Raw genomic sequence first — 20,607 nt, 5'->3', positions numbered from 1 at the left:
AATCAGGGGCAATACGGTTCAGTTAAACACCGCAACCCGTTCGGGCTGATCCTGGCCAGGGCGAGCGGCCGAAAAAAAATGATACTGGCTACAGGAGGAGCAGCGTGACAATTGACATCCGTTGGCGATCGGTTTTTTCTTTTGTGGTCGCGACGTGTCTCGTCATCAGCCCCTTTTTAGTGTTTCCTCTGGTGCGAGGCGCTGCTTTTTACGACAACCAGCGATTGATCGAAGTTTTTTGTGGGGTTCTCGCGCTCGCTGTCATCGCTTGTCAGCTGGTGAATGGCTCTTCAATCCCTCTGCTATTCAGTCGCCCGATCGCAATCCTGCTGGTGTTGTTTTTTTTATTCGGATTTGTTTCCAGCAGTACAGCCTATTCGCCACGTCATGCATTTTTTGAGTGGGCAAACTTTCTTTTGCTGCTAGGCGTTGCATGGTTGATTGCGCGGGAGGTCAGCATCAGGAAAGACGTGTTGCTGGACAAGCTTCTCATGGTGTGTGGGCTCGCTTGTGCGTCGTACCTGCTGATAACAATCACCATCTATATCTCAGTGCTCAAAGCGGGCATTCAGCCATTGCCATTGCAGCTTATTGTGGGGTATGACAACTACCGCTTCTTTAATCATGTGCAGACCATCTCCTTGCCACTGCTGGGGCTGCTGGCGGCACGCATGCCTGACCGGGGTCGCCAAGTCATTTGGTGGGTGATCACCGCCTTATGGTGGATGCTTCTTTTTGTGGGCTTCGGGCGCGGCACTCTTGTAGGCCTGACCGTCGGAATAGCCATCGTCTGGTACGCCATGCCCAAGGTTGCTGGCGCCTGGTGCCGTGCCATGGCACTTGCCGGAGTGGCGGGCCTGCTTGCCTATCTGTTTTTCTATGTGGCACTTCCACTGATTCTGGGCATGGAGCCATTCGGTCTTTTCCTCATCAGCGTGGACCGCACTGCGGAAAACCCGACATCGGGACGCCTCTTGCTTTGGGCCCGCGCCATAGCAATGATTCAAGCAAATCCCTGGCTTGGAGTAGGTCCCGCGCATTTCGCGCACTATGGGCGCGGTATACAGTATGAGGCTGCTCCGCATAGCTGGGTGCTACAGATTGGCAGTGAGTGGGGAATACCCGCATTGCTATTGCTGAGCGGGGCACTCGCACTTGCCATGCTGCAGCTTTGGCAACTTCGAAAGGTTATCTCTACCGAAAATCAGGACATGCTCACCGCGTGGCTGGTCACGGGATGGGCCATTTCATTGGATGGTTTGGTGTCTGGGCTCATTGTGTTGCCGACCAGTCAGCTTTGGATCGCCTTGTATGTTGGTTGTGCCTGGGGATGGGCATCCTCACTATCATCAACAGTCAAAACCATTAACTGCCGGCAATCTTTCGGGAGCCGAATCACGATCACATCGGTGGCATTTCTATTAATTTATGCCGTGGCACACGGAATCTGGCACGAGTTGAAAGAAGAAAAATTTCAAAGTAATCGCTATTCAAAAGAGATTCTATATAGTCCCAGGATGTTTCACGACGGGAGTTTTTGAACTTCACCTTGTCGGGTTCTGGTAGCCGATAGGCTCACCCGATCCAGTGGGGCAAGTAAATTCACCCCGCTCGGCAACCTTCGCATGGAGGCGGTGATGGATCTTTAGACGAACCGGCCACGGCGTGAGGCTCGCGGGTTGGTGTTGGGGCGCTTTTACGGGGTAGGGTGCCCAAAACGCAGGTGACGGAAAGAAAGCGGGGAGCGCCGCCTCAATGGCCAGGCTTAAATCAGAAGTGCGGTCGAATCGCTGAAAAGTTTGCACTGAACCGGAAAACACCACAAAATAAAACGCAACGGTCGAACTGTAACTTTTCCAACGGGATATAGCGACGTGCCCCTCAATCTCCAGGTTCTCCAGGTAATTTCGCTCCAGGAACCAGCGAAGCCGCAGGCAGCGAAGCCATGTCCGGGCCCGGGTATCTTGCCGGAGTCGGTGCAGCTTTTTGGTGTCGCTGGCGGGTCCGACACCCGCTATGGGCGGCCTTGATGGCACACAAGCAAGGCACACCGAGCGCGGGGTTCCTTCAGTCCGGACTCCGGGTCGCGAGGCAGCTAGGCATGGCGTGGATGCTTGCCTGGGTCGTGCTTTGCATCGACGCCATTTGGTTGTTGCTTGCGGGGTGGTCGGTTTCCGGGCGTGGCGTCGCGGTGATTGTGTTGGCGGTGGCAGCCTTCCGTGCGCCGCTGATGATCAGCCGCTATGGAAATGATCGGCGCATTCGCACCACAGCGGGGGCTGCGGCGCTGCTCATCATGTTCATGGCAGGAGCGGCGACGCTGAGCTATCTGGTCGTGAGCACAAATGCCCCTCTGGTCGACGCACAACTGGCCGCATGGGACCGCGCGCTCGGCTTCGATTGGCTGGCGATGTTTTCCTGGCTCCAAAGCCACCCGCCGGTACAGGCAGTGCTTCGCTTCGCGTATCACAGCGGGCTGATACAGCTGGTGCTGGTCGTTCTATTCCTCGGCTTCAGTAACCGGCCTGAGCGACTGGAGGAGTTCATGCGCCTGTTCATTGTCGGGACCCTGCTTACGATCCTGCTGTCGGGCCTGCTCCCCGCGGCCGGGACCTGGAAATACTTTGCGCCGGCAGGTTCATTTGACCTCTCGTCCCTGTCGCACTTCGAGCCGCTGCGTGACGGCCGAATGCGCGATATTCCGCTGCGGGAGATGCAGGGCCTGATTGCGATCCCCTCACTGCACACCGTGATGGCCGTGCTGTTTGTCTACGTGATGCGCGGGACCCGGCTTGTTGTTCCCGTGTTCGTCGTCAACTTCGCCATGCTTGTGTCTACCCCGGTTGATGGAGGCCACTATGTCGTCGATGTGCTGGTGGGTGCTGCGCTGGCCATCGGGTTGATTGTGCTTGAGCGTCGTCGCAGCACGCAGCTCGGGGAAATAGCCAAGCCTCTGCCGACAGCGGATTGGGGAGCCGCGCGCCGATGAATACGCCAGCTACCGTGGTGTCAGGCAATCCGTTGCGCCTGGAAACGGCGCAGAGCCGGCAAGTTCGCGTGCTGTGCGCGCTGTTTTTTTTCTCGGGTTTCCCGGCGCTGATCTATCAGCTGGTCTGGCAGCGCGCCTTGTTCCGCATCCTCGGTGTCAACATTGAATCGGTGACGATTGTAGTGACCGCATTCATGCTCGGCCTGGGCCTCGGCGGGCTGGCGGGAGGCTGGCTGTCGAAGCGCCGGGGCCTTCCGCTCCTGCTGCTGCTTGCTGCCATTGAGACGCTGACCGGCGCGTTCGGGCTGTTTTCACTGTCCATTTTCGAGCGCGTTGGCGACCTGGTTCTTGGTGCACCGTTGCCGCTGACCGCGCTGGCAACGCTGTCCCTGGTGGTGGTGCCGACGCTGCTGATGGGCGCTACGCTGCCGCTGCTGGTGGGCCACCTGGTGCTGCGCTCCGGCAACGTCGGCAGTGCGGTGGGGCAACTCTACTACGTCAACACCCTGGGCGCAGGTGCTGCCTGCCTGGTGTGTGCGGTGCTGTTGTTCCCGCTGCTTGGCATGCAAAGCTCGGTACTGATTGCCGTGGCCTTTAACGCAGCGGTTGCGTTGGGGGCTGTCGCGGCGCATGAGGTTGATCGTCGCCGTGTACGTCGCGCGGTCGCGCAACCCGAGCCGTCGCCAGCAACCCATGCACCTCGCACCAGCCTGCCGTTCGGGGTCGTGCTGGCGATGGCGGGCGCAGGGGGCCTTGTTTCGCTGTCGTACGAGATTTTCTTTTTTCGTGCAATGTCCTACGCCAGCGGCAGCAGTTCGTTCGCGTTCGCGACGACGCTGGGCGCCTTTCTGATCGGTCTGGCTTCCGGTGCCCGGCTGGGTGGCGAAGCCTGCGCGGGGCCGGGCGGCGAGGTGTTGATGCGCCGAATGCTGCGCGGCCTGCTCATCGCCAGCCTGGTCGGGTTCGCGTTCCTGCCCGTACTCGCGCACCTGGCGTGGCTGAATGGCGCGATTCTCGGCGTTGGCCTGCTGTTCGTGTACCTGCTGGCACGCCAATGGGGTCTGGTGCTGCCGTGTCTGGCGCACCTCGGCGTTGCCGCCGACGCGCAGGCCGGCATGCGAACCGGGCTGCTGTACCTTGCAAACATCCTTGGTGCTGCATCGGGTTCGGTGCTGACGGGCTTCGTGCTGATGGACCACCTGAGCCTGGTGGAAGTCGGACGGCTGCTCGTCGTTGCGGGGCTGGGTTGCGCGCTTATCCTGGGCTTGGCGATCCCGACGTCGCGTCGCGCCAACCTCGGACGTATGGGCGCCATTGCTCTGGCCGGTGGGCTGGCCGTGCTGACCTTGCCTTGGGCCAGTGACAAGCTACTGGAGGCGCTTCAATGGAAAGGCGGGCCCGAGGCCAAGGTCGCATTCGCACAAGTCGTGGAAAATCGCAGCGGCATCGTCACGGTCGATCGCTCGGGCACTGTCTATGGCAATGGGGCCTACGACGGTCACTTCAACGTCGAGTTGACCCGCGATGTGAATGGCATCGTACGCCCGTATGCGCTCAGCCTGTTCCATGCGGCGCCGCGCGAGGTGTTGATGATCGGGCTCGCGTCCGGATCATGGGCGCAGGTGGTGGCCAACAACCCGGATGTGGCCTCGCTGACGATCGTGGAAATCAATCCTGGCTATGTAGGCCTCGTGGCCGGCAACCCGAGCGTGGCGTCGGTGCTGACCCATCCCAAGGTTCGGCTGGTGACAGACGATGGCCGCCGCTGGCTGCGGATGAATCCCCAGCGGCGCTTCGATGCGATCGTTGCCAACACCACGTATCACTTCCGCGCCAATGCGACGAACTTGCTGTCGACGGACTTTCTGACGATACTCAAGGCGCACCTCAATCCGGGTGGGATCGTGTTCTACAACACCACCGACTCGAGCCGGATCCAGCGCACTGGTTGCATGAGCTTCAATCACGGAGCGCGGTTTACCAACCACCTGCTGCTGTCTTCTACCCCAATAAACTGGGACTTCACACGGTGGCGGCGCACGCTCGAAGCCTACCGCATTGATGGCCGGCCCATGCTTGATCTGTCACGCCCGGAACACGCCGAGGGACTGGAGCGTCTGATGGCGCTCGAAAGTCAGACGCAGCCCGATGCGGTGCACGCCCGGAGCGGCCCGGACGACTGGATTGAGCCCTGTGAGCAAGTTCTGGCGCGCACGACCGGCCAGCCCCTCGTGACAGACGACAACATGGGAACCGAGTGGCGCTATTTGTGGGATAAGCAATGAATACCGCGAAGGGATACCCCTATGGACGTCTTGCCCATGACAGGCTGGCGGCTCCAATAGTGCTCAAATAGGTCCCCAGCCCCATCAGGATTTCTCTGGGGCCGTTATTCGCTATTTGTTGTTGCTATTAATTGCATAGCAGCCTTCATGTCTCACACTGTAGGCGGCATGACAAAACGGTGATACCCGTCAAAGACATCCCATGAGAGCCCTTCGCCTTTACGCCGGTCCGCAGGCTCGCCGGCACATTGAGCAACACGGCCTGCGCCCGCAGGACGTGCGGGTGGTGCCTGCTGCGGCCGGCGGGCCAAAGGGCCTGGTGCTCGGGCCGCTGGACCGTTTTATTTTTGGCGACTGGCTGGTCTCCAGCTCGCAGCCGGTGCATCTGGTGGGTGCCTCGATAGGCGCGTGGCGCATGGCGACCGCATGTCTGAATGATCCGGTGCAAGCCTTCCAGCGCCTGGAGAGTGGCTATATCCGGCAGCACTTTGAGGTGCAGCCGGGCCAGAAGCGACCCAATGCGCAGCTTGTCAGCGAGCAGTTCAGCCAGAGCCTCGAGGACTTCTACGGTGGCCGATTGCAGGAGGTGCTGCAGCACCCGCGCTACAAGCTGCACATCGTGACGTCACGCGGCCGCCACCTGCTCGGGCGTGAGCACCATTTGCGCACCCCGCTCGGTTATCTGGGCGCCTTCGTGACCAACACCGTGCATCGCAAGGCCATGGGCGCATGGCTGGAGCGGGTGGTGTTTTCCAGCCAGGGAGCACCCTTGCCATTTGCCACCAGCGATTACCGGACACGCCAGGTAGCGCTCAATGAAGCGAACTTCAATCCGGCGCTGCAGGCCAGTTGCTCCATCCCCTTCATGCTCAATTCGGTCCACAACATTCCCGGCGCGCCGCCTGGCGCCTACTGGGACGGCGGCATCACGGACTACCATCTGCACCTGAACTATGCTTCTGATTTCATAGCAGGCGGTGAAGATAAGACACGAGCCAAGGGGCAAAACAGCTCTGAACCCTCAGCACAAACCGGCCTGGTGCTGTACCCCCACTTCCAGAAAGCCGTGGTGCCGGGCTGGCTCGACAAGGGCCTGAAGTGGCGGCATAAAGCCACGCATTTTCTTGACAACATGGTGCTGCTTGCGCCCGACCCGCAGTGGATCAAAACGCTGCCCAACGGAAAACTCCCCGACCGGACAGATTTCCTGCACTATGGCGCCGATCTTCAGGCGAGGATGAAGGCGTGGAGCAGGGCGACTGCAGCGAGCCAGCAACTGGCGGATGAGTGGCAGGCCTGGCTGGTGCGGCCGGACATGACACTGGTCAGCAGCCTTTAATTTTCGTCGGCCTGTTGTATTCAAGCCGGTTCAGCTGTTCATCGCCATTGCTGCCAGCGGGATTCTGCATTTCCCGCCCCAGTGGGTATCATGTCCGTAGCGGGGCAGGCGCCGAGGCCGTCCGCGTCAGCGCTGACACTCTTGGCTCCTGACCCCCGACCAACATTCCCCAAGGGGTTGTCCGCCAGCATGTTTCCTATTGAAGGCAATCGATCATGAGCACCCCAACCGATACGACGACCAGTGAAAAACAGCCATCTGCCGAACTGATGGCCATGATTGAACGCCTGATCGCATTTCCGACCGTGTCGCGCGATTCGAATCTTGGGCTGATTGAGTGGACCCGCGATTACCTTGCGCAGATGGGCGTCAAGTCACGGCTGACTTACGATGCGACCGGCAAGAAGGCCAATCTGTTTGCTACGCTGGGCGCGGGCAGTCGGCCGGGTCTGGTGCTGTCTGGGCATACCGACGTGGTGCCGGTCGATGGCCAAGCCTGGGATACTGATCCATTCCAGGCAACGCTGATCGGCGACAAGCTGTTCGGCCGCGGCGTCGCCGATATGAAAAGCTATATAGCCGCTGCGCTGGTCGTGGCGCCGAAATTCCTTGCCGCCAAGGCGGATGCGCCGCTGCACCTGGCCCTGTCTTATGACGAGGAGGTGGGCTGTATTGGCGTGCGCAGCCTGATCAAGGATTTGACGGAGATGGGCCTGAAGACCGCCGGTTGCATCGTCGGTGAACCCACATTGATGCAGCCGATCATTGCGCACAAGGGAACGCACCGCTTTCGCTGCTGCATCACGGGCCGCGAAGCGCACTCCAGCTACACCACGCAGGGCGTCAATTCGATTGAATATGCCGCCCGCATCATTGTCTATATCCGCCAGATGGCGGACCGGCTGGCCCAGCTCGAGAGTCGTGATTATTCGTTCACCGTGCCGTTCACCACGCTGCAGACCGGCACCATCAAAGGCGGGCTGGCATCGAACATTGTGCCCAGGGATTGCGAGTTTCAGTTTGAGGCGCGTACCATGCCGGGCGCCTCAGCGGACCGGCTGTACCAGGAAATCCAGGACTTCGCGGCGACCCTGTTGCCGGAAATGAAGCGGGTCGAGCCGAATGCCGCCATCCAGTTTGACATGCTGGCTTCCGCGCCAGGCATGAGCACGCAAGAAAGCGCAGCCATCGTCAAGCTGGCAGCCTCCCTGGCACGCAACAAACCGAATGGCGCAGTCTCGTACGGCACCGAGGGCGGGCTGTTCCAGCAGGCCGGCATACCCACGGTGATTTGCGGCCCCGGAAATATCGAGCAGGCCCACCGTCCGAACGAATTTGCCACCCTCGAACAAATTGCGCAATGCGAAGCATTCATGCTGCGCCTGATTGAATCGGAATCGGAATCTGATTCGGCACCCGGAAAGACCGTCTGAGCGGCCATTCATCCGGGTGCTGGCAGGTGCTGGCCGCAGGGCGCTGACCGTGGTGCCGGTGTCATGCGCTAAAGCGACGTTTCCAGCATCTCCCTGTATTCCTCGGCACTTGCCAGGCGCGGGTTTGTCTTGTGGCAGTGATCGGCGAGCGCGCCCACGATGACGCGGTCAAACCAGTCGCGCTGCACGCCCATGGCGGCGAGGCCTGTGGGCAGGCCGAGGCGGGCATTCATGTCCTTGATCGCGTCGGGAATGTCACCGCCGGATCGCAAGCCCATGGCACGGGCCATGCGGTCCAGCCGGTGCTCTTTTTGGACTGACTCGGCACTGGCATTGAAACGCACCACCGCCGGCAGGAACATGGCATTGAGCGTGCCATGGTGCAGCCGCGGGTCGACGCCGCCCAGGCTGTGGCTGAGGGAATGGACGCAGCCCAGGCCTTTCTGAAAAGCCATCGCGCCCTGCATGGAGGCGCTCATGAGGTTCAGGCGCGCCTCGCGGTCGCCGCCGTCGCGCGTGGCACGCTCGATATGCGACCAGCCCCGCTCCAGGCCGTCCAGCCCGATGCCGTCGGCCGGCGGATTGAAGGCTGGCGACATAAAGGTTTCCATGCAGTGCGCAATCGCGTCCATGCCGGTGGCGGCGGTCAGCATGGCCGGCAGGCCCAGCGTGAGTTCGGGGTCGCAAATGGCCGTCTTGGGCACCAGGTGCCAGGAGTGAAAACCGAGCTTGCGGTGATCGTCGACGATGATGATCGCGCCGCGTGCCACCTCGCTGCCGGTGCCGCTGGTGGTGGGCACGGCGATCAGCGGAGCGACGCGATCCGAAATCTTCGGGGAACCGCCTTCGATGGTGGCGTAAGTGGTCAGGGGGCCCTCGTGTGTGGCCGCAATGGCCACGCCCTTGGCGCAGTCAATGGCCGAGCCGCCGCCCACGGCGATCAGGCCATCGCAGCCGCCGGCCTTGTAGAGCGCGGCTGCCGCGCGCACCGCCGCTTCGGTGGGGTTGGAGGGCGTCTGGTCGAATACCGTGACCGCGATGCCGGGCAGGGCGTCGAGCGCTTTTTGCAAAATACCTGCCGCTTTGACACCCGGGTCGGTCACGATCAAGGGCCGGGTGATGCCCACGCGCTCGCACTCCTGCTTGAGCAGTTTGACCGCGCCAAATTCAAACTGGATCTGGGTAACGTAGTAAATAAGGGCCATGTTTTGCTGTCTTTCTGCGTTGTACGATGCGGGTGTGATTTTGCAAACTGGTTTAACGTTACTTGATTAACGCTACTTTACTGGCTGGAGGCACACATGAGTTGCAAGCAAACCCTGATCGCGGCCACCCTGATGATCGTCGGCCTTACTGCCGGAGCCGAGTGCCTGAGCGATGCCCAGGTAGGCGACATGGCGGAAAAAATCGCCGCGAAAACCCCGGCCGCCACCCCGGAGGGCCTGAATGAGGCCGACGGTGCATGCAGCCGCGCCAAGCTCAATGCGCTGCTTGAAAAACGCTACGGAAAGGTCATTGGCTACAAGGCCGGTCTAACGAATCCGGCGGTGCAAAAACGCTTCAACCATGACCAGCCCGTCTGGGGCAAGCTGTATCAGGGCATGCTGTTGCCCAGTGGCTCCCAGGTGGAGGCTGCGTTTGGCGCCCGCCCGCTGTTTGAGGCGGACATGCTGGTGCGGGTCAAAAGTGCAGCCATTAACCAGGCCAGGACGCCCATGGATGTGCTGCAGGCCATCGACCAGGTCATCCCTTTTATCGAATTGCCCGATCTGGTGGTCCAGGCGCCGCCCAAACTGAATGGGCCTGCGATCAGCGCCATCAATGTCGGGGCCCGGCTGGGCGTGGCAGGTACACCGCTTGCCGTGCCGGTGACGCGCGCCGAGCGTTATGCAATGCTGGACGCCTTACGTGACATGACGGTGGTGCTGACTGACGATAACGGCGCCGAGCTTGGCAAAGGCGTCGGGGCAGACGTTCTGGAGCATCCGCTCAATGCCGTGGTCTGGCTTGCGGGCGCCCTGGCCAAAGAGGGTCTGGCGATGAAGCCCGGCGAGCTGATCAGCCTGGGCTCGTTTTCGCCGCTGCTGCCGCCTAAACCGGGCCTGAAAGCCACGGTAACTTACCGGGGCTTGCCGGGTGCGCAACCTGTCTGGGTGTCTTTCAAATAATGCGGAATTCGGGCGCCCCCCACACGCTGCTGACGCCCGCCATGCGGGACGTGCTGCGCCGCATGGCTAAGGCCGACCGTCCGCCGTTTCATACGCTCACGCCCCAGCAGGCGCGCGCGGCCTATGCCGCGGGTGCCGATGTGCTGGAGATTCCCGCACCCCGGCTGACGCGGGTGGAGGATTTCACGTTGCCTGCCCGCGATGGCCACACGATTGCAGCGCGGCTGTATGCGCCTTCCAGCGATCTGCTGCCGGTGCTGGTGTACTTTCACGGCGGTGGGTTCACCATCGGCGGGATTGCCACGCACGATGTGCTGTGTCGCCAGCTCAGCCATCTTGCGGGTTGTGCGGTGATTTCGGTCGATTACCGCCTGGCGCCGGAACACAGGTTTCCGGTTGCCAGCGACGATGCCTGGGATGCATTCCACTGGATTGCCACCCATGGCGCCCGCAAAGGCATTGACCACTCGCGCATTGCGGTAGGCGGTGACAGCGCCGGCGGTACCCTGGCCACCATGTGCGCGGTGCTCGCGCGGGATGCGGGTCTGCCTCTGGCCCTGCAGCTGCTGTTTTACCCGGGCTGCGCCGCCCATCAGGACACCCCCTCGCACCACAAGTTTGCGCAAGGCTTTGTGCTGGAAGAACCCCATATCACCTGGTTTTTCAACCAATACGTGCGAAGCCCCGCCGACCGCGACGACTGGCGCTTTGCGCCGTTGAACACCCCCGACGTGGATGGCGTGGCGCCCGCCTGGGTCGGGCTCGCCGAATGCGACCCCCTGGTCGATGAAGGTGTGATGTACGCCGACAGGCTGCGCATGGCCGGCGTGCCGGTGGACCTGGAGATCTACCGCGGCGTCACGCATGAGTTCATCAAGATGGGGCGAGTCATTCCCGAGGCCCGGCAGGCGCATGCCGATGCGGCGCAGGCCATCCGGCGTGCTTTTGGGCAGGTTTCTTAACCGGAATTTTTGGACATGAAACGAGTATGAAACGTCAAGACTTTCGTTTCTTTCACCGCCTGCGTGTGCGCTGGGTGGAAGTGGACATGCAGAAAATCGTGTTCAACGCGCATTACCTGATGTATTTCGATACGGCGATTTCTGACTACTGGCGCGCGCTGGCCCTGCCTTACGAAGAGGCCATGCAGCAGCTCGGCGGCGATCTCTATGTCAAAAAATCCAGCGTCGAATACCACGGGTCGGCGCGCTTTGACGACACGCTGGAAGTGGCGCTCAAATGCGCGCGCGTTGGCAATTCGTCCATGACTTTTTCCGGCGCGATTTTCCGGGGCGACGAATTGCTCGTCACCAGCGAGCTGATTTATGTGTTTGCAGACCCCGCATCGCAAACATCCAAACCGGTACCGGATGCACTTCGCACCTTGCTGAGCCGCTTTGAGGCTGGCGAGGCCATGATTGACGTCCGCGTGGGCGACTGGGCCGCCCTGGGCACGGACGCCGCCAAACTGCGAACCGCCGTGTTTGTGCAGGAGCAGGGCATTGCGCCGGAGATGGAATGGGACGAGGCCGACGGCACAGCCGTGCACGCGGTGGCCTACAACGCAATGGGGCAGGGCGTCGCCACGGGGCGGCTGATCAGGCATGCGAACGGCGTGGGCAAGATAGGCCGCATGGCGGTTCACCGGGTGCTGCGGGGTTCGCATATTGGGCAAGAGATTCTTCGCGCACTGATGGACGCCGCCAAAAGCCGGGGTGATACCGAAATCGTGCTGCACGCCCAGCGCAGTGCCGAAGGTTTTTACCGGCGCCTGGGCTTTGCGCCGCGTGGGGAGCCCTTCGAAGAGGTGGGCATTGCACACCTTGAAATGGTCAGGATGCTTTGATTCGGGTCTGGTAAATCATCCACAAATCGCCAGCAAATCAGCAGCGTTTTGTCTGGATGGTTTTCCGCCTTCGACCACAACTACCAACTCCGACCAGCTCCGACCAGCCTTGCCCATGACAAGGAACAAACGGAAGATAGCCGGCGCATCCCCAGGCCATGGAATTGCGAAACCAGGGTTGGCCCGACCAGCTGATTGACGGGCTGCTCAAGCTGGGCGATCTCTACGCTGCGCAGAAAAAGGAAGAGGCCAGGGCTCTGGCGTCTTACCGGGCCGCCCTTGAGGCCGCACCGAACCATGCGAGGGAAGCGGTCCGGCAAAGAATCCCCGCGGCCTATCTTCCCCGTCTCTAATTTCCCCGTCTCTACCCCATCTCTAATCTCCAGGCTCTAAACACCCGCTTGCAACCAGGTCATCTGGTAGCTGCTGGCCAGCGAATGGCCGGCGGGGTGCCTGGACGCATTGGTCGTGGCTTGCGCGTCTGCCCGGGCATGCGTTCGTTCCTCCACCTGCAGATCCCAGCGCCTTTCGCCTTTGCCTTTGCCTTTGCCATGGCCATGGCCATGGCCAGCGGCGCTGGCGAGCAACACCGTGCTGGAGCGTGTGCCATAAGCGTTTTCGGGAAAATCCACAAAGGCGCTGGACAAGGCCTCCTCAATGAGCAACGGCACGCCGGTTGCAGGAAGGCTGGCAAGAGGGGCGCGCTGGCGATTGTCCAGGGCCGCCCACAGTGGCGCCAGCAGTGCCTCCGGCTGATGCGCATCGGAGCTGGCCGCCAGGGCCGTGGCCAGGGTCTGCTTCAGCTCTATGGTTTTTGGCCATGGCGTGTCCAGTGCCGCATTCGAGAGTCCATAAACGCCCGCTTGCAGCGGCTGGGCATGCCAGCGCGAATTGGCCATGGCCCGGAACGCGGCTGTCTTGTTGGTCACCCAGGTCCACGCATCCCGCTGAAAATCACCCAGCACAAGATTGAATCCGCCGTAGGCTGCACCGTCTTTTTCCAACTCATTGATAAAGTCGCCGGCCTCGCAGTCCGTTTCCAGCCAGCGCATCACCAGCTCACCCCTGGAGCGCGGTGCGGCTTGCGGACGACCTTCGCGTACATTGGTCAGAAACGCCATCCGCCCGCCGGATGTCATGCCCAGCCAGGTTCCACCGGCATGCAGGTCGCGGCCCGAAATGATTTCCTGTCCGGAAGCATTTGTCCAGCGGGCCAGCGGCAGGCTCGGACGGTCCAGATACTCATCGCGGTTGGCAGCGATCACCAGCGGCCAGCGGGCAGAGGCGTTGATGGCAAATGCGATCAGGCACACGGTAAAACCTTTAAATTTCCTGGCGAATCGCGAGGAACAATTCAGATATCTTCGAGCAGCGGGTAGGGCAGTGGCAGCAGTGCCAGCGGCGCACCCGCGGCACTTCCCAGCGTGAGGCGCCCCTCACCCGCATCGGCGGCGGCTGACGTCTGCATAGACACAATGGCATCAAAACCTCCCGAGGGGTTGGCTGCGGAGGCGGCCACCAGACCGCAGGGTTGCTCGGCGTCCGAGGCGTGAAACACCTCTTGTCCGACTGCCGGTACGCCGGTGGTATGTGCCAGGTAGGCCCGCCTTTTCAGCGTGCCGCGAAACTGGCTGCGTGCCACGATCTCCTGCCCGGGGTAGCAGCCTTTCTTGAAGTTCACGCCGCCCACGGATTCGTAGTTGAGCATTTGCGGTACAAAGGCCTCAAAAATCGGCTGGGTGATCATGGCAATACCGGATTGCACCTCCAGCCAGTTCCAGCGTGCAATGTCCAGGGACGAGCCCTCGGGGCGGGGCGAGCCGGCGGGTGCGCACCAGAGCGCGCGCGGCTGGCCGGCACCGGGGTGTAAAAACACCAGGCTGGCATCGCCAATGTCGGACTTTGTCCAGACAGGGCGGTTGCCACCAACGATCAATTCAATGGCATTTCCCGCCACGCCGTACAAGGTGAACTCGGCGGTGGCATCGCTAAGCCTGGCCTTGGCGCGCAGGACGAACATCGACAGGCGCTTGAGTGTGGCCGGCAAAATGTCGCGGCTGCACACCAGCAGGACCTCCTCGGGGCTGCGCTTGAAAATCACAAAGCTGGCCTGCATGCGGCCTTTCGCATTGCAAAAGGCGCCCAGTCGGGCCTCTGAGAGGCTCAATAGGGCCACGTCCTGAGTCACTTGGCCCTGCAGGAACTTCACAGTATCTTCGCCAGCCACACGAATCACGCCCAGGTGCGTCAGGTCGGCCACTCCTGAGACGGACATGGAAATTTCGGTGGCAGTTGTAGACAGGGTCATGGGGGCTGTTGGAGTGGTTGTGGGGATGGCCTGAATTATCATAGCCCTGTGTTCTTGGGTTCCAGTGTGGAAAAGGTAGCCGGGTTGTGCGTCGTGTCTTTACAAGTTTGCTGATTTTGGTATTTGCCGGCGCCCTGCTGTTGTTTGGTGCGGCTTTGTGGTGGCTGCATGAACCGATTCCGTTGCGGCTTGTCCCCGGCACCCAGGTGCTGGACCTCGAAATCGAGCCGGGCACACCCGCCAGTGGTGTTGCGCAGGTGGTAGCGGACAGCGGCGCCCAGGTGCCTGTGGTGCTGCTGCATGCGTGGTTCCGTTTCTCGGGGCAGGCCCGGCAGATCAAGGCCGGCAGCTATGAGCTGGTGCCGGGTACCACACCTCGCCGATTGCTGAGCATGCTGGTGCGCGGCGAGGAAACGCTCAAAAGCGTCACGCTGGTTGAGGGCTGGACTTTCGCCCAGGTCCGTACAGCGCTGCAAAAAGCAGAGAGTCTGGCGCCCGATACGCTCGGGGTGGGCCCGGAAGCCATCATGGAACAACTGGGCCGGCCGGGCCTGCACCCGGAAGGCCGGTTTTTTCCGGACACCTATACCTACGCCAAGGGGGCCAGCGACCTGTCCGTGCTTAAGCGCGCCGCCCGCGCGATGGACAAGCGGCTGGAAGCCGCCTGGGCCCAACGCAATCCGGACACGCCACTCAAAACACCGGCGGAGGCCCTGATCCTGGCAAGCATTGTGGAGAAAGAAACCGGCAAACCTTCCGATCGTCCCCAGATTGGCGGCGTCTTCACCAATCGCCTGCGCCTTGGCATGATGCTGCAGACAGACCCCACCGTGATTTATGGCCTGGGCCCGCAATTTGACGGCAACCTGCGCAAGCGCGACCTGCTGACGGATAGCCCTTACAACACCTATACCCGGGCTGGCTTGCCCCCCACGCCGATCGCCATGCCCGGCAAAGCCGCTTTAATGGCCGCAGTGCACCCGGCGGCGACCCAGGCGATTTATTTTGTTGCCCGGGGCGACGGCAGCAGCCAATTCAGCGCCAGCCTGGACGAGCACAACCGTGCCGTCAATAAATATATACGGGGTCAATAAACATGCATGGCCTGTTCATCAGCTTTGAAGGCATAGACGGTGCGGGCAAGTCCACGCATATTGCAGGACTGGCTGACGCCTTCAGGGCGCAGGGTCGGGCCGTGACCTTGACGCGTGAACCCGGGGGTACCCCCTTGGCCGAAAAGCTGCGCGACCTGGTATTGAACGATGCCATGGATTCGCTGACCGAGGCGCTGCTGATTTTTGCGGCCCGGCGCGACCACCTCGTGCGCGTGATCGCGCCGGCGCTGGTGCGCGGCGACGTTGTGCTGTGCGACCGCTTCACCGATGCCACCTTTGCCTACCAGGGGGCCGGACGTGGTTTTGACCTGGCTGTGCTGGCCACGCTGGAGCAGTGGGTGCAGTCCGACGAAGGGCTGCTGGGCGATCCGGCCGGCAACTTTCCCATGAAGCCTGAAGTCGAGACAGTCATCGAACCTCACCTCACGGTCTGGTTTGACCTGCCGCCCGAAGAAGCCGCCCTGCGGCTGCAAAGCGCACGCGTGCCCGACAAGTTTGAAGCCCAACCGCTGGAGTTTTTCCGTCGCGTGGCGAAAGGCTATGCCGACCGCCAGCAAGGTCATCCGGAGCGCTTTGCCCGGATAAATGCCTCGCAACCGCGCGAGGTGGTCTGGCAGGCGGTGCGGCAGGTCTTTGTTGCCAAAGGATGGCTGGCATGAGTGATGCCAGTGACGCCATCAGTGAGGCAAATACCGGCAATACCGTAAATACCGTGGTCAAAAAAGTACCTCTGGCGCCCTGGCTGCAGACCCAGCTGGAGAGCCTGCTGGCCCAGCGCGGCCACGCCTGGCTGCTCAGCGGCCCCTCAGGGCTGGGCCAGTTTGAGCTGGCGCAGGCACTGGCCCGCGCCTGGTTGTGCGAACAACCCACTCCACAGGGCGCTTGCGGTCATTGCGGTAGCTGCCACGCGGTGGACGTGCATACCCACGCGGACCTCTGCCTGCTGGTGCCTGAAACCCTGTCGCTGGCCTTGGGCTGGCCACTGGACGAAAAAACACAGGACGAGCTGGACAGCAAGAAACGCAAGCCCAGCAAGGAAATCAAGGTGGATGCGGCGCGGGAGGCTGTGTCTTTCACCCAGTTCACGCGTTCGCGCGGCACGACCAAAGTCGTGCTGGTATTTCCGGCCGAGCGCATGAACCACATCACGGCCAACACCCTGCTCAAAACGCTGGAAGAGCCGCCCGGGCCCGTCAAATTCATTCTTGCAACCGATGCGGCCCACCAGTTGTTGCCCACCATCCGCAGCCGCTGCCTCGGCCACAGCATGCTTTGGCCGGATTTTGCGCAGGCCTCTGCCTGGCTCCAGCAAGAGGCTGCCAGCCCGGGCGAAGGCGAGGGCAGTACCAGGAAAGGGGCCCGGCCGGCCGCGTCTCCAGACGCCGCCGATCTGCAAACATTGCTGGTGGCGGCCGGGGGGCGTCCCGCCGATGCCCTGGCCTGGGCGCAGAATGGCGCCCCAAGCGAGGCGGCCCGGCATTGGCAAAGCCTGCCCAGGGCAATGGCTCGCGGTGATGTCAGCGCGCTGGCGAACTGGTCGCCGGCTCAGGTCGTCGATGCCTTGCAGAAGCTCTGCCATGACGTTCTGGCTGTCCGGATGGGCGCAGCTCCGCGATTTTTCAGTACCGAAGACCTGCCGGAGCCGGTTGCCGGCAAACCGGGCAGCACCCCCGCACCCGGGCCGGGTCTTTATGCACTGGCCAGCTGGTCCAGGGAACTGGCCGTCACAGCACGGACCGTGGAGCATCCCTACAACCCGGGATTGATGCTGGAGTCGCTGGCCAGCCGGGCCCAACTGGCGCTCAACTCAAAATAGTCCAGGCCGGGCGGCAAAGGTGGCAACGGCAACTGGCCTCCTGCTCGCCCCACCAGGCGGGGGCCTTGAACAACAGGTCACTGGTTTTATTTGTGCCTGCAAGCGGGCAACACTACACTAACGCCATGAGTACAACACCCTCCGCCAGTTCGCCTGCAGCAGCCACGGCCCGCCCCAGTGTCGTTCAGTTGGCCATCAAGGAAAAGGCGGCACTTTATGCCGCGTACATTCCGCTGTTCAAGGAGGGTGGCGTGTTCATTCCCACGGCGCGCGAGTACAAGCTGGGTGATGATGTCTATGTGCTGCTGACGCTTCCGGAAGATATCCAGCGCTATCCAGTGGCCGGCAAGGTGGCCTGGGTCACGCCGGCGCGCGCGGCGGGCAACCGCACCCAGGGCGTGGGCGTGCGCTTTCCCTCTGACGAGAAATCGCGCCTGCTCAAGATCAAGATTGAAGAAATCCTGGGCGCCCATCTCGCCTCGGACAGGCCGACACAGACCATTTAAACGCCTGCCAGTCGGGGTTTTCAACCTCCAAACCAGCAGGGGTCTTGCGGCCCGCCATATTTTTAATAGTTTTAATAGCTACCTGCGCCCGTTTTGCTGGCGCTTCAGGTGGTTCTCTTCATCAAACGGTTTTTCTGAATGTTCACAGATTCTCATTGCCACCTGAGCTTTCCAGAGCTCCAGGCGCAGTTGCCGCAGATTCGCCAGGCTATGCAGGACGCCCGGGTCGACCGGGCGCTGTGCATTTGCACCACGCTGGAAGAGTTCGATACCGTCCATGGGCTGGCCACCCGCTATGACAATTTTTGGGCCACCGTGGGCGTGCACCCCGACAACGAAGATGTGCGTGAACCCAGCCTTGATGACCTGCTCGAGCGCGCAGCCCTGCCCAAGGTGGTGGGCATCGGCGAAACCGGCCTCGACTATTACCGGCTGGGGGACCGCACCGTGGCCGATATGGAATGGCAGCGCGAGCGCTTTCGGGTACACATCCGCGCGGCGCGGCAGACCGGCAAACCGCTGGTCATTCATACCCGCAGCGCCTCGGACGACACGATAGCCATCCTGAAAGAAGAGGGCGGCCAGGCCGGGCAGGCAGGGTGCGCCACGGGCGTTTTTCATTGCTTCACGGAAACCCGGGCGGTGGCGCGTGCAGCGCTCGATCTTGGGTTCTACATCTCGTTCTCCGGGATCCTGACCTTCAAGAATGCCGGCGATTTGCGCGAAGTTGCCCAGTTTGTTCCGCTGGACCGCCTGTTGATCGAGACCGACAGCCCCTACCTCGCACCGGTTCCTTACCGCGGCAAAACAAATAACCCGTCTTATGTCCCGTTTGTGGCGCAGCAGATTGCCGAGCTGAAGCAGCAGCCGGTGCAGGCCATTGCCGAAGCCACCAGCCATAACTTTGAGCAACTCTTTACCGGGGTGGTTGCATGAAAAAATACCTCATAAATTACATTAAAAAAGCAATATACCTACTTGTTTTTATTGGATTTAATATTGCCTTCGCCGGATCGTACGATGATTTTTTCGTCGCTATCAAACAAGATGATTCCGGCAAGATCAAGGAGCTCCTGGCGCGCGGTTTTGACGCCAATACCATTGACCCCAAAGGACTGCACGGCCTATACCTCGCGCTTCGCGAACCTTCGCCCAAAGCCGCACAGGTATTGATTGACTGGCCCAAGACCAATGTCAACGTCCTGAACGCCAAGGACGAAAGTCCGCTCATGATGGCAGCGCTCAAAGGCCAACAGGATCTGGCTGCCAGGATGATCAAAAAGGGCGCCGACATCAACAAGACCGGCTGGACGCCCTTGCATTACGCCGCCAGCAGCGGGCACCTGGCCATCATCAGCCTGCTGCTTGAGAACAGCGCCTACATCGATGCCGAATCACCCAACGGCAGCACGCCCCTGATGATGGCCGCCATGTACGGGACGCCCGCGGCCGTCAAGCTGTTGCTGCAGGAAGGTGCCGACCCGCAACTCAAAAACCAGCAAGGCCTGACCGCACTGCAGTTCGCCCAACGCGGCAACCGGGCGGATTCAGCCGATGCCATCGCAGCGGCCATACGTGGCAAGCGGCCTGCCGGCCAATGGTGAAGCGCTTGGTTTGCTCCATGCTCATGCGATCCGCCGGGCGCTGGTACCGGGGGACGGCTAGTCAGTCCCCTTGCAGCTCCTGGGCAACAATGTGCTGCAAACGCTTGCTGGGGATTTATGCGCCTCATGGTGGTGCGCCCGTGGTGCGTTCGCGGCATGAACGACAACCAGCAGTGAGGTCAATCGACCCGGATATTCTTGGACTTGACGATGCGGCTGTAGATGTCCGCATCACGGCGCACGAGTGAAGCCATCTCTGCCCGTGTCACGCCCAGGGGCTCACTGTTCAGCTCCCGGATGCGCTTTTGCATGTTCGGATCCTTGCTGCCCTCGACGAACACCGCATTGACGCGGTCGACGATGGCGGTCGGGGTCGCCGCAGACGCCCAGATGCCATGCCAGGACATCATCGTGAGGCCGGGCACCAGCTCGGACAGCGTGGGCACGTCCGGCAAGGTGGCGAAACGGCTGGGACCCGAGTAGGCCAGCGCCTGCACCTTGCCGCCGCTGATCAGCGGGAAGGCGGTGGCGATGGGCTCCATCACCGTGTCGATCTGGCCGCCCATCACATCGGGCACCGGGCTGCTCCGGTAGGGCACATGGACCATCTCGATGCCGGTTTCTTCCTTCAGCCACTCAACGATGAGGTGCGACGGGCTGCCGGCGCCATAGGACGCGTGCGAAATGGTGTTGGGCTTGGCCTTGGCAGTGGCCACCAGATCCTTGGCCGACTTGACACCTATGCCCGGCTTGGCGATCAGCACCAGGCCCTGGCGCATGGTGGTGGCCACCGGCACCAGGTCCTTCTGGGGATCAAACGGCAGCTTGCTGTAGATGAATGGGTTGATGGTGAAGGCGGTGGACAGGTTATACAGGAATGTGTAGCCGTCGGGCGCAGCCTTCGCCACCGTGTCGGAGGCGAGGTTGCCCGCAGCGCCCGGCTTGTTGTCGATCACCACCGGCACGCCCAGCCTCTTGGACGCGTAGTCGCCATACAGGCGGGCGAAGATGTCCGGCGGTGTGCCGGCGGCAAACCCGACCACGATCTTGATGGGCTTGGTCGGCCAATCCGGATTCTGGGCCCCCGCAAGACCACACAAGAGTCCCATGAAAAGACCCAGAAAGAACTTGATTCCCGTGTGTATGTGATGCATGTTATGCATGTGATGTCTCCTCTCGTGGACCGAAGCCCGCTTAT

Annotated in this window: 19 protein-coding genes; 15 read left to right on the top strand and 4 right to left on the bottom strand. The window is 61.6% G+C overall.

Going from position 1 to position 20,607, the window contains the following annotated elements:
• Nucleotides 1–104 precede the first annotated feature (104 nt).
• The 5 genes from AC1DUR_RS22245 to argE all read left to right on the top strand — a co-directional run bounded on the left by AC1DUR_RS22245 (nucleotide 105) and on the right by argE (nucleotide 8,046).
• On the top strand, nucleotides 105–1,541 hold the full coding sequence (locus AC1DUR_RS22245) for an O-antigen ligase family protein (protein WP_477718180.1): 1,437 nt from the start codon (nucleotides 105–107) through the stop codon (nucleotides 1,539–1,541).
• A 560-nt stretch (nucleotides 1,542–2,101) separates the two neighbouring features.
• Entirely contained in the window at nucleotides 2,102–2,989 is an 888-nt protein-coding gene (locus tag AC1DUR_RS22240; RefSeq protein ID WP_477718181.1) for a phosphatase PAP2 family protein, read from the top strand.
• Nucleotides 2,986–5,274, top strand: a complete 2,289-nt coding sequence (locus AC1DUR_RS22235) for a spermine/spermidine synthase domain-containing protein (RefSeq protein WP_477718182.1) — start codon at nucleotides 2,986–2,988, stop codon at nucleotides 5,272–5,274. Before AC1DUR_RS22240 ends, AC1DUR_RS22235 begins: the two co-directional genes overlap by 4 nt.
• Nucleotides 5,275–5,476: 202 nt before the next feature.
• A complete protein-coding gene (locus tag AC1DUR_RS22230) occupies nucleotides 5,477–6,613 on the top strand; it encodes a phospholipase (protein WP_477718183.1) in 1,137 nt (378 codons plus the stop codon).
• A gap of 215 nt (nucleotides 6,614–6,828) precedes the next feature.
• Nucleotides 6,829–8,046, top strand: coding sequence for an acetylornithine deacetylase (gene argE / locus AC1DUR_RS22225; protein WP_477718184.1), 1,218 nt, complete (start codon nucleotides 6,829–6,831; stop codon nucleotides 8,044–8,046).
• A 68-nt stretch (nucleotides 8,047–8,114) separates the two neighbouring features.
• Here argE and AC1DUR_RS22220 read toward each other — a convergent pair whose 3' ends face one another.
• The gene (locus AC1DUR_RS22220) at nucleotides 8,115–9,251 is read right to left on the bottom strand and encodes an iron-containing alcohol dehydrogenase (protein ID WP_477718185.1); all 1,137 of its coding nucleotides are present in this window, start codon (nucleotides 9,249–9,251) and stop codon (nucleotides 8,115–8,117) included.
• Nucleotides 9,252–9,347: 96 nt separating this feature from the next.
• Here AC1DUR_RS22220 and AC1DUR_RS22215 point away from each other — a divergent pair, with 96 nt between their 5' ends.
• The 4 genes from AC1DUR_RS22215 to AC1DUR_RS22200 all read left to right on the top strand — a co-directional run bounded on the left by AC1DUR_RS22215 (nucleotide 9,348) and on the right by AC1DUR_RS22200 (nucleotide 12,413).
• Nucleotides 9,348–10,214: a 2-keto-4-pentenoate hydratase gene (locus AC1DUR_RS22215; protein WP_477718186.1), complete on the top strand. Its 867-nt coding sequence runs from the start codon at nucleotides 9,348–9,350 to the stop codon at nucleotides 10,212–10,214.
• The gene (locus AC1DUR_RS22210; RefSeq protein ID WP_477718187.1) at nucleotides 10,214–11,176 is read left to right on the top strand and encodes an alpha/beta hydrolase; all 963 of its coding nucleotides are present in this window, start codon (nucleotides 10,214–10,216) and stop codon (nucleotides 11,174–11,176) included. The genes AC1DUR_RS22215 and AC1DUR_RS22210 overlap by 1 nt, the downstream gene beginning before the upstream one ends.
• 26 nt (nucleotides 11,177–11,202) lie before the next feature.
• Nucleotides 11,203–12,060, top strand: a complete 858-nt coding sequence (locus tag AC1DUR_RS22205) for a YbgC/FadM family acyl-CoA thioesterase (protein WP_477718188.1) — start codon at nucleotides 11,203–11,205, stop codon at nucleotides 12,058–12,060.
• A gap of 158 nt (nucleotides 12,061–12,218) precedes the next feature.
• Nucleotides 12,219–12,413 (top strand): hypothetical protein, encoded by a 195-nt coding sequence (locus AC1DUR_RS22200; RefSeq protein WP_477718189.1) that lies wholly within the window; start codon nucleotides 12,219–12,221, stop codon nucleotides 12,411–12,413.
• Between the two features lie 36 nt (nucleotides 12,414–12,449).
• On the opposite strand, the gene AC1DUR_RS22195 is transcribed toward AC1DUR_RS22200, so the two are convergent.
• Together AC1DUR_RS22195 and ygfZ are read right to left on the bottom strand one after the other, a co-directional pair.
• Entirely contained in the window at nucleotides 12,450–13,373 is a 924-nt protein-coding gene (locus AC1DUR_RS22195) for an NRDE family protein (protein ID WP_477718190.1), read from the bottom strand.
• A gap of 41 nt (nucleotides 13,374–13,414) precedes the next feature.
• Entirely contained in the window at nucleotides 13,415–14,368 is a 954-nt protein-coding gene (gene ygfZ / locus AC1DUR_RS22190) for a CAF17-like 4Fe-4S cluster assembly/insertion protein YgfZ (protein WP_477718191.1), read from the bottom strand.
• Nucleotides 14,369–14,454: 86 nt separating this feature from the next.
• On the opposite strand from ygfZ, the gene mltG reads away from it, so the two are divergent.
• The 6 genes from mltG to AC1DUR_RS22160 all read left to right on the top strand — a co-directional run bounded on the left by mltG (nucleotide 14,455) and on the right by AC1DUR_RS22160 (nucleotide 19,409).
• Nucleotides 14,455–15,462 carry an endolytic transglycosylase MltG gene (gene mltG, locus AC1DUR_RS22185; RefSeq protein ID WP_477718192.1) on the top strand — a complete coding sequence of 336 codons (1,008 nt, stop codon included), beginning with the start codon at nucleotides 14,455–14,457 and terminating at the stop codon, nucleotides 15,460–15,462.
• Nucleotides 15,463–15,464: 2 nt separating this feature from the next.
• Nucleotides 15,465–16,142 (top strand): dTMP kinase, encoded by a 678-nt coding sequence (gene tmk, locus AC1DUR_RS22180; protein ID WP_477718193.1) that lies wholly within the window; start codon nucleotides 15,465–15,467, stop codon nucleotides 16,140–16,142.
• The gene (locus AC1DUR_RS22175; protein WP_477718194.1) at nucleotides 16,139–17,299 is read left to right on the top strand and encodes a DNA polymerase III subunit delta'; all 1,161 of its coding nucleotides are present in this window, start codon (nucleotides 16,139–16,141) and stop codon (nucleotides 17,297–17,299) included. Before tmk ends, AC1DUR_RS22175 begins: the two co-directional genes overlap by 4 nt.
• 125 nt (nucleotides 17,300–17,424) lie before the next feature.
• Nucleotides 17,425–17,805 (top strand): PilZ domain-containing protein, encoded by a 381-nt coding sequence (locus tag AC1DUR_RS22170; RefSeq protein WP_477718195.1) that lies wholly within the window; start codon nucleotides 17,425–17,427, stop codon nucleotides 17,803–17,805.
• 138 nt (nucleotides 17,806–17,943) lie between these two features.
• Nucleotides 17,944–18,741 carry a TatD family hydrolase gene (locus tag AC1DUR_RS22165; RefSeq protein ID WP_477718196.1) on the top strand — a complete coding sequence of 266 codons (798 nt, stop codon included), beginning with the start codon at nucleotides 17,944–17,946 and terminating at the stop codon, nucleotides 18,739–18,741.
• Nucleotides 18,738–19,409 (top strand): ankyrin repeat domain-containing protein, encoded by a 672-nt coding sequence (locus tag AC1DUR_RS22160; RefSeq protein WP_477718197.1) that lies wholly within the window; start codon nucleotides 18,738–18,740, stop codon nucleotides 19,407–19,409. The genes AC1DUR_RS22165 and AC1DUR_RS22160 overlap by 4 nt, the downstream gene beginning before the upstream one ends.
• Before the next feature lie 179 nt (nucleotides 19,410–19,588).
• Here the strand turns inward: AC1DUR_RS22160 and AC1DUR_RS22155 are convergent, their stop codons facing one another.
• A complete protein-coding gene (locus tag AC1DUR_RS22155) occupies nucleotides 19,589–20,572 on the bottom strand; it encodes a Bug family tripartite tricarboxylate transporter substrate binding protein (RefSeq protein WP_477718198.1) in 984 nt (327 codons plus the stop codon).
• Nucleotides 20,573–20,607: the final 35 nt, after the last annotated feature.

The sequence above is a fragment of the Polaromonas sp. P4_F4 genome (assembly GCF_056401355.1).
This window is presented reverse-complemented; position numbering and strand designations above follow the sequence as displayed.